13 protein-coding genes are annotated in these 13,256 nt (G+C 59.5%); 6 read left to right on the top strand and 7 right to left on the bottom strand.

Annotated elements, in window-relative coordinates; all coding sequences use genetic code 11:
• Positions 1-203: 203 nt before the first annotated feature.
• Positions 204-1,094, bottom strand: coding sequence for an NmrA family NAD(P)-binding protein (locus EOA13_RS35210; protein WP_127297790.1), 891 nt, complete (start codon positions 1,092-1,094; stop codon positions 204-206).
• Positions 1,091-1,273 (bottom strand): DUF1127 domain-containing protein, encoded by a 183-nt coding sequence (locus EOA13_RS35215; protein WP_127297791.1) that lies wholly within the window; start codon positions 1,271-1,273, stop codon positions 1,091-1,093. Before EOA13_RS35215 ends, EOA13_RS35210 begins: the two co-directional genes overlap by 4 nt.
• Positions 1,274-1,467: 194 nt before the next feature.
• Between EOA13_RS35215 and EOA13_RS35220 the strand changes: the two genes are divergently transcribed.
• Positions 1,468-2,379, top strand: a complete 912-nt coding sequence (locus EOA13_RS35220; protein WP_127297792.1) for a transcriptional regulator GcvA — start codon at positions 1,468-1,470, stop codon at positions 2,377-2,379.
• 269 nt (positions 2,380-2,648) lie between these two features.
• On the opposite strand, the gene EOA13_RS35225 is transcribed toward EOA13_RS35220, so the two are convergent.
• Both EOA13_RS35225 and EOA13_RS35230 read right to left on the bottom strand, forming a co-directional pair.
• A complete protein-coding gene (locus EOA13_RS35225; protein ID WP_127269408.1) occupies positions 2,649-2,861 on the bottom strand; it encodes a 4-oxalocrotonate tautomerase family protein in 213 nt (70 codons plus the stop codon).
• Between the two features lie 54 nt (positions 2,862-2,915).
• On the bottom strand, positions 2,916-3,674 hold the full coding sequence (locus EOA13_RS35230) for an SDR family oxidoreductase (RefSeq protein WP_127297793.1): 759 nt from the start codon (positions 3,672-3,674) through the stop codon (positions 2,916-2,918).
• Between the two features lie 101 nt (positions 3,675-3,775).
• Between EOA13_RS35230 and EOA13_RS35235 the strand changes: the two genes are divergently transcribed.
• The 5 genes from EOA13_RS35235 (at position 3,776) to EOA13_RS35255 (ending at position 8,867) form a co-directional block, all read left to right on the top strand.
• Positions 3,776-4,669, top strand: a complete 894-nt coding sequence (locus EOA13_RS35235; protein ID WP_127297794.1) for a LysR family transcriptional regulator — start codon at positions 3,776-3,778, stop codon at positions 4,667-4,669.
• A 287-nt stretch (positions 4,670-4,956) separates the two neighbouring features.
• On the top strand, positions 4,957-5,817 hold the full coding sequence (locus EOA13_RS35240; protein ID WP_127297795.1) for a xanthine dehydrogenase family protein subunit M: 861 nt from the start codon (positions 4,957-4,959) through the stop codon (positions 5,815-5,817).
• Entirely contained in the window at positions 5,817-6,293 is a 477-nt protein-coding gene (locus EOA13_RS35245) for a (2Fe-2S)-binding protein (RefSeq protein WP_023813348.1), read from the top strand. Before EOA13_RS35240 ends, EOA13_RS35245 begins: the two co-directional genes overlap by 1 nt.
• 1 nt (position 6,294) lies before the next feature.
• The gene (locus EOA13_RS35250; protein WP_127297796.1) at positions 6,295-8,556 is read left to right on the top strand and encodes a xanthine dehydrogenase family protein molybdopterin-binding subunit; all 2,262 of its coding nucleotides are present in this window, start codon (positions 6,295-6,297) and stop codon (positions 8,554-8,556) included.
• A gap of 65 nt (positions 8,557-8,621) precedes the next feature.
• The gene (locus EOA13_RS35255) at positions 8,622-8,867 is read left to right on the top strand and encodes a MoaD/ThiS family protein (RefSeq protein ID WP_027035223.1); all 246 of its coding nucleotides are present in this window, start codon (positions 8,622-8,624) and stop codon (positions 8,865-8,867) included.
• A 185-nt stretch (positions 8,868-9,052) separates the two neighbouring features.
• On the opposite strand, the gene EOA13_RS35260 is transcribed toward EOA13_RS35255, so the two are convergent.
• Genes EOA13_RS35260 through EOA13_RS35270 form a run of 3 tightly spaced genes read right to left on the bottom strand, consistent with a single transcriptional unit; the run spans position 9,053 to position 13,056 of the window.
• Positions 9,053-9,970, bottom strand: coding sequence for a hypothetical protein (locus EOA13_RS35260; RefSeq protein ID WP_127297797.1), 918 nt, complete (start codon positions 9,968-9,970; stop codon positions 9,053-9,055).
• Positions 9,960-11,861 (bottom strand): hypothetical protein, encoded by a 1,902-nt coding sequence (locus tag EOA13_RS35265; protein WP_127297798.1) that lies wholly within the window; start codon positions 11,859-11,861, stop codon positions 9,960-9,962. Before EOA13_RS35265 ends, EOA13_RS35260 begins: the two co-directional genes overlap by 11 nt.
• Positions 11,824-13,056 (bottom strand): metallophosphoesterase, encoded by a 1,233-nt coding sequence (locus tag EOA13_RS35270; protein ID WP_164780539.1) that lies wholly within the window; start codon positions 13,054-13,056, stop codon positions 11,824-11,826. The genes EOA13_RS35265 and EOA13_RS35270 overlap by 38 nt, the downstream gene beginning before the upstream one ends.
• Positions 13,057-13,256: the final 200 nt, after the last annotated feature.

Raw genomic sequence — 13,256 nt, forward strand, 5'->3', positions numbered from 1 at the left:
AACGCTGCCGCGTGCCTTTAATTCTTCTTGGCGCCGAAAAGACAGGCGATTCTCTTGGGTCAGCGCCAACGGAAGTCTCCCTCCCCCTTGTGGGGAGGGGTTAGGGGTGGGGGTCCGTGCCGGGCAGACATCTCAGGAATTCCATATGCGACAGCCCTGCCACTTGTGGGAGAGATCGCAGTTGCAACGCCGCGCTTCTGCTACTACCGCCCAGCGGTGCCCGCCATCGCCACAAAGGCGCTCTCGATGGTCTCGAACGTCAGCTCCGGATAGAGCGCGCCGGCTTCCGGCGTGGCCGTCTCGAGCGCCGTCTCGCCGCGTATCCAGAACGCCCGCAGCAGTCCGAGCCAGGGTGCTGACGCGATCATCGCCTCAAGCTCCGCCGCACTCTGGGGGACGATATGCGGCGAGCGGCCGCTCACCCGGCGCCACAGAGCGATCATTTCGTTCTGGGTGATCTTGTTTCGGGCGATGCGGATCTCGCTGCGGATGGCACCGGGGTCATTCAGCGCGCGCAAGGTGACCGCGGCGATGTCCTTCTCGCTGACGAACGTCGCCGGCACATCGCCACCGCCATAAAGCGTCACCTCATCGGGCGGCAAGGGCGACGAGCCAAAGCGCATCAGATCGCCCAGCGTCGCCACCCAGGTCGAGAAGAAGCCGTTGGTGTAGATCACCGTATAGGGCAGATCGAACTCCTGGATCGCGTCGAACACCGCTCGCTTGAGGTCGAGCGGCGGGATCGAGCCTGGGGCGGCGGCGGCGAAGTCGAGGCCGAAGCCGGCGGAAGGCACATAGCGGGAAACGTCGGCATCGCTCAGCGCCCGCACCAGCGTCATCTCGCTGGCCGAATGCACATGCACCGAGCTGATGACGCGGTCCACCACACTGGCGGCGCGGACAAGGCTGTCATAGTCGTCGAGATCGCCGACATGGATTTTGGCGCCGAGCTCCTTCAGCGGGCGCAGCCGCTCTTCATTGCCTGCGGTTGAAGGCCGGACCAGAACGTGCAGGCGATCGCCATTGCGGGCGCTGGCCTTCGCCATCTCGCTGCCGAGCAGCCCCGTCGCGCCGATGATTAGGGTGCTGGTCATATCGCCCTCCCATTGCGCAGGATGGAGCCGTCCCAGTCGCGCTCGAATCCGATGTCGTGCAAGCGATGGTTCGAGAAGCGTGAAACTTGGCGCAGCATGCGGCGGCGCTCGACAACTGCAGAGGCTTTGAGTGCAAGACCGCTCGTCGCAGCGGTGATGGATTGGAAGGTCGGGTTCATAGTCCGTCTCCTGTGTTGCTGGGCTCAAGCGTGTCGGCGCCGTCCGCTGGGGACAAGCATGACGATCGCTCACACTATTGCTGGTCGTTCAGCGCCGTGGTGATGCGCCGGAACACCCATAGATTGGACATTTTCGGGCTGGACGACAAACGACTCTTTGTGCAGGATTTGTGAGCGAAACTCACAGGTGGACCATGCCGCGCAGATTGCCGCCCCTCACTGCCCTGCCCGCCTTCGAGGCCGCCGCCAGGCATCTGAGTTTCTCCAAGGCGGCGGGTGAGCTCAACGTCACCCATGGCGCGGTCAGCCGCGCCATCCGCAACATCGAGGACAGGCTGGGCATCCAGCTTTTCGATCGGGGAACGCGGTCCGTGCGCTTGACCCCGGTGGGCGCGGCCTACGCATCGGAAGTCCGGACGGCGCTGGACCAGATCGCCGCCGCCACCATCGCCGCCACGCCCGACCGCACGGCAGGCATCCTGAATGTCAGCACATCGGACGGTTTTGCCGGCCGCTGGCTGGTGCCGAGGCTGCATCGCTTCCACCGCGCCAACGCCGACATCGACGTGCGGCTGTCGACCTCGGGCGTGCTTTCCGATTTCGTCAGCGACAGCATCGACATCGCCATCCGCTACGGCAAGGGCGGCTATGCCGGGGTGACCGCGGAATTTCTCGCCGATGAAGAGGTCTTCCCGGTCTGCAGCCCGGAACTGCTGCAAGGCGAACATCCGTTGCGCCTGCCCACGGATCTCAGGCATCACAAACTGATCCATGACGCCTTTCGCATCGACTGGGCGACATGGCTGCAACAGGCCGGCGTTGGCGATGTCGACCCCAAGCGTGGCGTGCGTTTCGATTCCGCCACCTTCGCCGTCGAAGCCGCGGTGCACGGCGAAGGCGTGCTGCTGGGCCGAAGCGCGCTGGTCTCGGCCGACCTCGCCGCCGGGCGGCTGGTTCGTCCCTTCGACCGCGCGCTGAAATCCGCCTCGCGTTACTACGTCGTCTACCGCGACGGCGCGCTGCGTCAGAAGAAGATCAGGGCGTTCCGCGACTGGCTGTTTGCCGAAATGGCGGCTGACTGGATTGGTGCGACGAAGGGCGATTGAGGTAGAAGGCGCCTGCGCTTGCAACCCAAGCAGCGCCGCGCAGACCCCCACCCCGCTGCTTCGCATCGACCCTCCCCACAAGGGGGAGGGTCAGGAAGACGCCCTGCCCGCCTGCCGAACAGCCCCTTTTTGGAAATGCGGAAAAGCTGGCTCCCTACCTCCCCCTTGTGGGGAGGTCGGACCGGAGGTCCGGGTGGGGGTTCTGGCGCAAACTTTACTAGACTGGAGTTCCTCGCCTCACGAAGTCGGGAGAGGAGGTCGGCCCGGCACTACTCCTTTGCGCGAAAAACTTCCGGCACGACAAACACTTCGTCGGCCCGGCCATAGCCGCCGTCAGCGACCTCCTCGACCAGCACCATCGTGAAGGGGCGCACACCCTCGCCGAAAAAGTCGACGAACATCGCGGTCGTTCGATGGATGAGGTCTTCCTTCTGCGCCCTGGAGAGCGCCGCTTGCGGTAACTTGATGTTGGCGAATGGCATGATCTTTTCCTTTCTGTGGAATTTCAGGTTCGGGGTGGAGCGGTCGGTGACGGCTCAGACGACGCCGCCATTGGCGCGGATGATTTGTCCGTTGACCCAAGCACTGTCCGGACCGGCCAGGAACGAGACCAGCCCGGCAATGTCATCGGGCTGGCCGAGCCGGCCGAGCGGGATCATCTTGCCGATGGCCTCGATCTGCGCCTCGCTCTTGCCGTCCGTGAACAGCCCGGTCTCGATCGGCCCGGGCGCCACCGCGTTGACGGTAATGCGGCGCGCGCCAAGCTCCTTGGCCAGGATATGGGTCATCGCCTCAACACCCGCCTTGGTGGCGGCGTAAACGCCGTAGCCCGGCTGGTAGAGACCGACGACGCTGCTGGAAAAATTGACGATGCGGCCGCCGTCGCGAAGCCGGCGCGCGCCTTCCCGCATGCCGCGGAACACCCCCCCGAGATTGATCGCGATCTGCGTGTCGAACGAAGCATCGTCGGTCTGCGCCATCGGCGACGTCTTCATGACGCCGGCATTGTTGACGAGGATGTCGATGCCGCCGAACGCCTTCTCGCCGGCGTCGAACAGTGATGCAATGCCGTTTGGATCGGCGATATCGGCCTGAACGGCGATCGCCTTGCCGCCGCCGGCTTGGATGCTGCGCACAAGCTCTTCGGCCTCGGCGCGGCCCCGTGCATAGTTGACGACGACGGCTACGCCGTCGCGGGCGAGCCGCTGTGCGATGGCGGCGCCGATGCCTTTGGAGGCGCCGGTCACGATCGCGGTTCTGGTTTGGCCACCCGTATCTGTTTGCTTGGATGTCATGGAAGTCTCTCCGTGTTGGTGACACGGATATAGGCCGGCCCGCTTTCCGGATAATCAGCCACCTATTGACATCACTATTCGGAAACTGCGAACAAAAGCTCATGGATCGACTGGACACGATGCGGCTCTTCGTTCGCGTTCTGGAGCGACGCAGCTTCACCGCTGCCGCGGCCGATCTCGGCCTGCCGCGCTCAACCGCGACGGAATCGATCAGGCGGCTGGAAGAGCATCTCGGCGCGCGGCTTCTGGAACGAACGACGCGGCAGGTGAACGCCACGCAGGACGGCGAAGCCTACTATCGGCGCTGCCTGTCGATCCTGGCCGAAATCGAGGATGCCGAGGCCGCCTTCCGCAATGCCGAGCCTTTCGGCCTGCTGCGCATCGACGCCAGCACGCTGCTCACCCGCACATTCCTGTTGCCGCGCCTGCCGGAGTTCCTCGACCGCTATGTCAGGATCGACCTGCAGATCGGCCAAAGCGACCGGCTGGTCGATCTCGTGCGTGAAGGCGTCGACTGTGTGATCCGCGTCGGCGAGCTACCCGACAGCGGCATGATCATGCGGCGGCTCGCTGTCATCCGCGAGATCACCTGCGCCAGCCCGGGCTATCTCGAACGCCACGGCACGCCCGCCTCCCCCGATGCGCTCGACGGTCACCAGGCCGTGGGCTTTGTTTCGTCGCGCACCGGCGAGACCCTTCCGTTCGAATTCACCGTCGCCGGCAATATCCGTGAGGTGCGGCTGCCCGGCCGCGTCGCCGCCAACAATTCCGACACCGCCGCCGATCTGGCGCGGCTTGGCCTCGGCCTCATCCAGGCGCCGCGCTATCGCTTCGAGAAGGACCTTGCTGATGGGACGCTCGTCGAGGTGCTGGCCGACTACACGCCCTCGCCAACGCCGCTGTCGGCGCTTTACCCGCAGAACAGACAGCTCTCGCCACGCCTGCGCGTCTTCCTCGACTGGGCGTCGCGCATCTTCGCCGAGGCCGATCTCTAGGGCAATTCCAAGAAAAATGTGAAACGGTCTTCCGGGGAAAGCGCGTCGACGGGCTGAGGCCGTTCCGGTCCAAAGGCGGACAAAAGCGAATGAGCGCACTTGATCCACAACCGAAGTTTCACGAAACTCGTCTCAAAGCCGGTTGCTGCCATTCAGTGCGCCACTTTCGGTCTGTTGGACTGGATATTGCGGCACCTGGCCTAATCGCCGCAGATGAGGAACCGGATAGCCATTATGAGGAGACTGTTTATAACGGTCGCTGAAATCGCGATGACCAAGGGGAGACGATGCGCTACATACGTCCGCTTTCAATAGAAGATGCCGTTGGCCAGTTGGCCGGGTCGGCTGGTACGGCCGCCATTCTTGCGGGAGGCAGCGACCTCCTGGTCAGAATGAAGGGCGGCTTTGCCGAACCGGAGCTGATCGTCGACATCAAGGCGATCGATGGCTTGAGCGAGATCCGGGAAACGGCTGAAGGCTTCAGCATCGGCGCGGCGGTTCCCTGCGCCGTCCTGGGGGAGAACACCGCCCTCAAGAAGGCATGGCCCGGTGTCGTCGAGGCGGCCAAGCTGATCGGCTCGAAGCAGGTGCAGGGACGCTGCACCATCGTGGGCAATCTCTGCAACGCATCGCCGGCCGCCGACAGCGTGCCGGCGCTGGTTGCCGCCGGCGCCAAGGCAGTGATCGTCGGGCCGGCGGGCCGGCGCACGATCCCCGTGCAGAGCGTGCCGACCGCGCCGGGCAAGACGTCGCTGGCCAAAGGCGAAATCATCGAGGCGATCCTGCTCGACAAGCGCGAGCCGCGCTCGGGCGACGCCTATCTGCGTTTTATTCCACGCACCGAGATGGACATCGCGGTGGTCAGCGCTGGCGTGAACCTGACGCTCGACGAGCACGGTGTGGTCAAATCGGCCCGCGTGGCGCTGGGCGCCGTGGCGGCGACGGTGCTTCTGGTCGAAGAGGCCGCGGAGGTGCTCATCGGCTCCAGGCTGGACGAGGCGACGCTGGAGCGGCTCGCCAAGGTTTGCGCGGGGGCATGCCGTCCCATCGACGACAAGCGCGGCACTATTGAATTCCGGAGGAAAGTTGCGGGCGTGCTGGCCAAGCGGGCCGCAACGACCGCCTATGCACGTGCAGGAGGCAAATGATGGCTGGTGTAGCAGTTTCAACGACAATCAACGGCGACGCTGTCGAATATCTTTGCCAGCCCGACGAGACGCTGCTCGACGTCCTGCGCGATCGGCTGGGGCTGACGGGCGCCAAGGAAGGCTGCGGCACCGGCGACTGCGGCGCCTGCAGCATCATCCTCGACGATCGGCTGGTGTGCTCGTGCCTGGTGCTCGGCGCCGAGGCTGAAGGCCGTCGCGTCGAGACCATCGAGGGCATGGCCCATGGCGACACGCTGCATCCGCTGCAGCAGAAGTTCCTCGAGCATGCGGCGCTGCAATGCGGCATCTGCACGCCGGGTTTCCTGATCGCGGCCAAGGACCTCCTGGCCAAGAACCCCGACCCGACCGAGGAAGAAATCCGCTTCGGCCTCGCCGGGAACCTCTGCCGCTGCACCGGCTACGACAAGATCGTGCGCGCCGTCCAGGACGCGGCCATCGTGATGAAGGGAGCCTGAGATGAATTTCGATCCACGTTTTTCCGGACGTAAATTCGCCTCCGTCGGCACGCGTCCGATCCGTCCCGACGGCATCGACAAGGTGACGGGCCGCGCGCGCTACGGCGCCGACTTCAACATGGCCGGCCAGCTGATCGGGCGTGTTCTCAGAAGCCCGCACGCCCACGCCAGGATCGTCAAGATCGACATTTCGAAGGCGGAAAAGCTCGCCGGCGTGAAGGCGGTGATCACCGCGGCCGACCTGCCGGACCTCACCGATGGCGATGCCGCCATGTACGACGTCCTCGACAACTGCATGGCGCGCACGAAAGCGCTCTATGACGGCCACGCGGTGGCTGCGGTCGCTGCGATCGACGCCCGCACCGCCAGGCAGGCGCTGAAGCTCATCGAGGTCGAGTACGAGCTGCTTCCGCATGTCACCGATGTCGACGAGGCGGCGAAGCACACGGCGCCCTTGATCAATGATGCCATCTTCACCGAGGGGCTCGAGGAAAAGCCGGTCAAACCCTCCAACGTCACCAAGCGCAGCCAGTTTGGCCATGGCGATGTCCATCAGGGTTTCGGCCACGCCGACTTCATCGTCGAGCGCTCCTTCAAGACCGAGCAGACGCACCAGGGCTATATCGAGCCGCATGCCTGCGTGGCGAATTTCAGCTCCGACGGCACCGCCGACCTTTGGGTGTGCACGCAGGGCCATTTCGTCTACCGCCAGCACTGCGCCCAGCTGCTTGGCATGGAAGCCTCGAAACTGCGCGTCACCTCCTCGGAGATCGGCGGCGGTTTCGGCGGCAAGACCCATGTCTGGGCCGAGCCGGTGGCGCTGGCGCTGTCGCGCAAGGCCGGCCGGCCGGTGAAGCTGGTGATGACCCGCGACGAGGTGTTCCGCGCCTCGGGTCCGACCAGCGCCACCTCGATCGACGTGAAGATCGGCGCCCGCAAGGACGGCACGATCACCGCCGCCGAAGCGACGCTGCGCTACAGCTGTGGCCCGTATGCCGGCTCCTGGGCCGAGATCGGCGCCATGACGGCGTTCGCCTGCTACAAGCTCGATAACGTCAAGACGGTCGGCTACGAAGTGCTGGTCAACCGGCCGAAGACCGCGGCCTACCGCGCGCCTTCGGCGCCGATGGCCGCGTTTGCGGTGGAAAGCGCGGTCGACGAGCTGGCCAAGAAGATCGGCATGGATCCGGTCGACTTCCGCATCAGGAACGCCGCGCAGGAAGGCACAAGGTCCTCCTACGGCCCGGTCTACGGCCCGATCGGCATCGGCCCGACGCTCGAGGCGGTGAAGAGCCATCCGCACATGAAGGCGCCCCTAGGCCCGAACCAGGGCCGTGGCATGGCTTGCGGCTTCTGGTTCAACTTCGGCGGCCAGACCTGCACCGATCTCAACATCGGCATGGACGGTTCTGTCTCGCTTGCCGTCGGCACGGTCGATGTCGGTGGTTCGCGCGCGTCGCTGTCGCTGGTGGCGGCGGAGGAACTCGGCATCGACTATTCCCAGGTCAAGGCAATCGTCGCCGACACCTCCAGCCTCGGCTACAACGACATGACGGACGGCAGCCGCGGCACCTTCTCCTCTTCCATGGCAACGATTTCGGCCGCCCGCAACGCGATCAAGATCCTGCGCGAGCGCGCCGCGCAGATGTGGGACATTTCCGTCGACGACGTGGTCTGGGAACAAGGCCATGCGATCGCCAAGGGCGAGAAGCACGGCAATCTCGGCAAGCTGTCGCTGAAGGAGATCGCGGTCGAGTCGGGCAAGACCGGCGGACCGATCGCCGGCCACAGCGAGCTCGTCGCCGATGGCGCCGGCGTCTCCTTCGCCACCCATATCTGCGATATCGAGGTCGATCCCGAGACCGGCGCCGCCAGGGTCATCCGCTACACGGTCGTGCAGGACGCCGGCAAGGCGGTGCACCCGACCTATGTCGAGGGACAGTACCAGGGCGGTGCGGCGCAAGGCATCGGCTGGGCGCTCAACGAGGAGTATATCTACGGCAAGGACGGACGGCTGCAGAACGCCGGCTTCCTCGACTACCGCATCCCGGTCTGCTCCGACCTGCCGATGATCGACACGCAGATCTTGGAGATTCCCAACCCCAACCACCCCTACGGGGTGCGCGGCGTCGGCGAGACGTCGATCGTGCCGCCGCTGGCGGCGATCGCCAATGCGGTGTCGAACGCCGCGGGCGTGCGCATGACGCATATCCCGATGTCGCCGCCGCGCATCCTGGCGGCGATCGAGGCGGCTAGAGCATGATGCCGAAAAGTGCGAAGCGGTTTTCGGATAACATCATGCTCCATCCCGAATAGGGGTCTTCGCGAATGGTCGAAGTAACGCTCTGGGGCTCGCTCGCCGCGACCGCCGGAGGCAACAGCAAGGTCGAGATCGAGGCCAAGGACATAAGGGAGCTGTTCAGGAAACTGGCTGAACAGTATCCCGGCCTCGAACCCTGGATCGACAAAGGCATCGCGGTTGCCATCGACGGGACGATCTATCGCGATACGTGGTCGAAGAAGCTGCCGGAGGGGGCGGAGATTTTTTTGTTGCCGCGGCTGGCGGGGGGGTGAGCGACCGTCACCCTTGAACGAACCAAACATCCGGCGAGAACCGCCGGTCCGCCTCTGGACGTAGGTAGGTGCGATCTGTCGTTGCCCTAAACATGCAACGGTGCGATCGACGCCGAAGGTTAGTATCTGAGAAACACTCTAAAACACCGATCACACCAGTCGCAACTCTTGCAAATGAGCTATCCTCAATCAACCTGCTTGATCAGATAGCCAGTGATCTCACCTGAGGCTTTGGCATCCCGCGCAGTCGCGAGCGAATGACCGCTGGCGCGCCAAATCGAGACTTCATCGCCGAACATTCGTTGCGACACCAGACAAAGACTAGAGAATATTTTTGGTCCCATCGGAACCAAAACCGTTCTGGCAACTTCGCGAAGGGATAGAATCAGAGACCGCATTTCCCAGAACGTTTGGTACGGCGAGAGCACTGGATACTTGATGATCCGATCTGGACTAATCAACTCAAAAAACGAGCTATTCGCTTCGCCAACCAGTTGCTCAAACTGGGTATCGCTGCCGATCGGAAAGAAAGCGAACGTCACGCTCGGATCAAGAAACTCTAGAGCACCGACCGCGTGATCGGTTTCATAACCAAGTCCAAGTATCAGAGCCGTGGGGCGTTCGGGATTAGAAGTCCATCCGCCAAAGTTCTCAAGCGGCGAAAAATCGAGAAAGTCGAACTCCTCGTGCGGAGGAGGTGAGAAAACCGCGACGGAATAAAGAACGGAAATCTCAGCCTGGTGAAAGAACTCGGAATCTAGAAGTTCCGCCAAGAGGGAGGCCATCGCGCCACGATTTAGCGAGGAAACGTCGATACAGATCTTAGTTTTAGAGAAATCCGGTCGGGAGCTTAACTCTTTCAAGCGATCTCTGATGCGTGCGCCGCTCTCCAACCTGTGACCGCCCACCTGTTTCAAAAATTGCATGTTGTCGTCAAAACTGAGAATATGACCGTCAGGAAAGACATACCCCAGAACTATTTCGGAATTTCTATAGTATTTCTCGGCTATATGTCGCGCTCTAGCTTCGTAACCGACGGCAAAAATTAAAAGATCGAAATTAATATCTTCATCTAAATTCGTATTAAACAGGTCAATTGTCATCACTAAAGTCCATTCTGGCCTGGCGGGTGCCGCTATGTTGGCTCAGAAGAGTGGAAAGATTGATTTCTCTATCTAGCGATAGAGGAAGTTTGTAATGCGCTGCAAGAAGATAGTTCAAGCGAAACCGATTGCCTACGACGCTTGAAAGTATATCTTCCGAGTCCTGATCTGGTATGTAGACGAGCGCTCCAATATTCAGTGCCTTACCAATCGCAGATAGGTCGTCGGGATTTACCCCATGATCGACACGAAAAGACAGCGGAGGCTGATCGCTGAACTTGGCCGACATTAATCCTCTATGAAGTGCGGTGCCTATGCTATCTAGGAAAGGCAGAAGCCCTCTTCCTTGATGCCGACGGCTGCGGTGTGGAACAGTCTTTAATAACGAACGAATAACCCGGATGGCCTTTTGTATCTCATCCGCCTGCCGCGCCTCAGATACCTTTCTTGTGCCCTCCAATTGCTTGTACTCTGCAATAAGAGGGGCGAAAATATTGATTAGATTCCGTGGATTTCCCTCGGTTAATGCCAGCATTGAGGGATTTCCGGAATATAGTATGTAACTCTTTCTGGAGCGGCTATTTAGCTGCTCAATCTTCAGGCCTGATTTTGAAGGGCGCGAGAAATATTCCCTCAGAACGACGATATTTCTGACTTTTCGAAGTGTTTTTGCTGCCGATTTTTCGTCGAGATCCTCAACATTCGACAGATCAATTCCGCGGACTTGAAGATAGTTCTGAAAGCTTGAATCCTTTTCGCTTAATGACTGGAAGACCCTCCCTAACGGCTTCGCACTGCCATATTTCTTCCCAAACGCATCTTGGTCGCTCGCATCGTCGTCCTCGAATGCGAAATATGACGAGCCAAGCAGATTCTCGACATCGGCGGCAATACCGGTTTGTGCGATCATCAGATTGCATAAACGTCGAGAGAAGTCATATCCGCTTTCTTTTCGAGCAAAGCTTAAATCGATGTGACTGTAGTCATGGGTATGCGATGCACCTTGATCGTCAAAAGACGCTCGGAAATTCTTATTAAACGGCGCCAAGGCCAACTTGTAATTGATTTTAAGTCTATCAATCTCGCCTCTTAGATCGGAAAACAGTGATTCTTGAACAAAGGACGGGGCCACTTCCATTTCGTCAAATAGGAAGCTCCAGCGTCGGCTATCCAAGCCGGATATATGATTGTGAATGGCTGCGGCGCCGCGCATCCCCTCCCGATAATCGACATAGAGAAATCTATTCTCCTCGCGGGCTAATGGCTGACTACCAAACTTTAGCTGATTTCTTAGAATGCCAATGAGTGCCAATCTCTGTGACAACGCGGCTCTAATTTCCGCAAATGTGAAAGCACGAGGCTTCAGCAGCCAAAGATCCGCAAGCTGCTCGCAAATCCCTCGCTCCTTTTGAGGATTAAGCGTTACAACAAGCTCAGAATAAAATAGCCCATCAGAATTCGGCAGGTTCTCCCAATCGATGAACGTTGCAGTGATTGCCTTAAAGATGTGCGTCGTGAAAGCACTCATTCCCAGTAGTTCTGCTGCGCTCACATCGGGTATTTCTTTGGAAAGTCCGGTAAGCTGCCCGTGCCAACTTCTATCGGCTGCTATAAATACGGAAACAAAATCGATTTTCCGCTTCAATTCGTTGGCTTCCTCCCCTCTCCATTTATTTAGAGCCGGCAAGGTCAACATTTTCAGCAGCGTTGTTTTTCCGGACCCGCGAGGACCGGATAATACGGTATGTCCCTTTCCAATTAGGCGTTCAAGCGCATTCGGCGGAGATACAAAAGTCCCGGCGATCTCCGCATCTGTTTTATGTTTGGCGTTGAACGTGTCAAAAAAGGGGTTCTCATGCATTTTTTTGCGCCAGTTCTCTGATTTGCCCATCACCCTCGGTTGCTACGACGCCAATCATTTCAAGCGACTTGATAAGGAACTCATTGTCGGAAGGCATAAGTCGCCGCAAATCAGGAAATCCATTCACCAAGTCGCCCCAGACGACTTTTCCCGAAGATTTAATCACCGCTCCAATGCTCTTGGCGAGATCCGGGATATACCCTCGGTATCCAAAGCCTGACACGACTGGGAGTCCGCCTGGTATGCTGGTCTTCGATTGCCAGCCAATGCTCGGTGTCCAATTCCACGCACGGATTGAGCCAGCCACGCGAGCAACCTGTCCGACGCCTACTTCTTCCAACTCGATATCATAAAATTGGTTCGGCGACGGATTATGCTCATCACCGATTCTTGTCGCCGCGAAACTGGCACAAGAGAGTACAATAGGAGCCGAGTTTCCTCCAGCGCAAAACAAATTGGAGCGATGCCGATGCCCGTGAATGATGAACCACTCTCCGAGTTGAGGTTTACTTAACATACTAGCAAGGCGCTCTGATCCCTTCATCGTGCTTTTGTCATCGAAACTATCTGTTGATACCGGACGAATGTGGTGATGAAATAGGCAAATGTTTTGCTTGTGCGGTGCTGCCTGGACTGTTGTCTTTATGCACTCCTCGATTCCGTCGAGTGTTATATCGCTGATCCTTCCATGTTCCAATTCAGGCTCAGCATCAGTTCCAAAGCCGTGGAATGCGCAGGAATTTATATTTAAAACACGGTACTGATCACTTTCCAGAACCGAAAAATGGTTCGCCCAATACTCTAGAAGATTGATCTTGTGCTCGACAGTATTCGGAAAGGGGAAACCTGGCTCCAAGGTCCTAAGAAAGCCACGAGGGTCAAACTTGTTTTGCTTGTGACGGGTATCCAGGTCGTGATTGCCGCAGGTCGCGATAAGTTTGGTTGCAGGGTTTTTGTCAGTGAGCGAGGAAAGCTCTCTCCAGGTCGACTGTATAGCGTGAGCATCCGCCTTATCACCTAAATCTCCGCCGACAATCAGGAGATCTGGATGTTCGATCTCTCCTCTTTCGAACAACTTGATAAAGCCAACCAACGGATCGATGTTCGGTTTTCTTGTGGAGGCTGAGAAATCAATAAGCGAGGGAGGCAACGAGGCCTTGCCGTCAGAGGCTTTACGGGCATCTGAGCAAAATGCATGCAGGTCAGACAAAACAACGATCTTCATGCTACCAATTCTTGACCAAAATTTCTGCACTCTTCCGACGACTGGATGCAAATCCAGCAATATTCTTCTGAACTAGAGCGGGATGAAATGAGACTGAATCGGCTTGGGATTCCCTTAGGCGTGCAAATCTGATTCAACCTTCATGCTGGGCAAGGAGGTCAGCATGGATGGGCAAGCCTTATTCGATGGATCTTCGCGAA

Origin of the sequence: Mesorhizobium sp. M7A.F.Ca.US.011.01.1.1, assembly GCF_003998295.1 — a bacterium.
GTDB lineage: Bacteria > Pseudomonadota > Alphaproteobacteria > Rhizobiales > Rhizobiaceae > Mesorhizobium.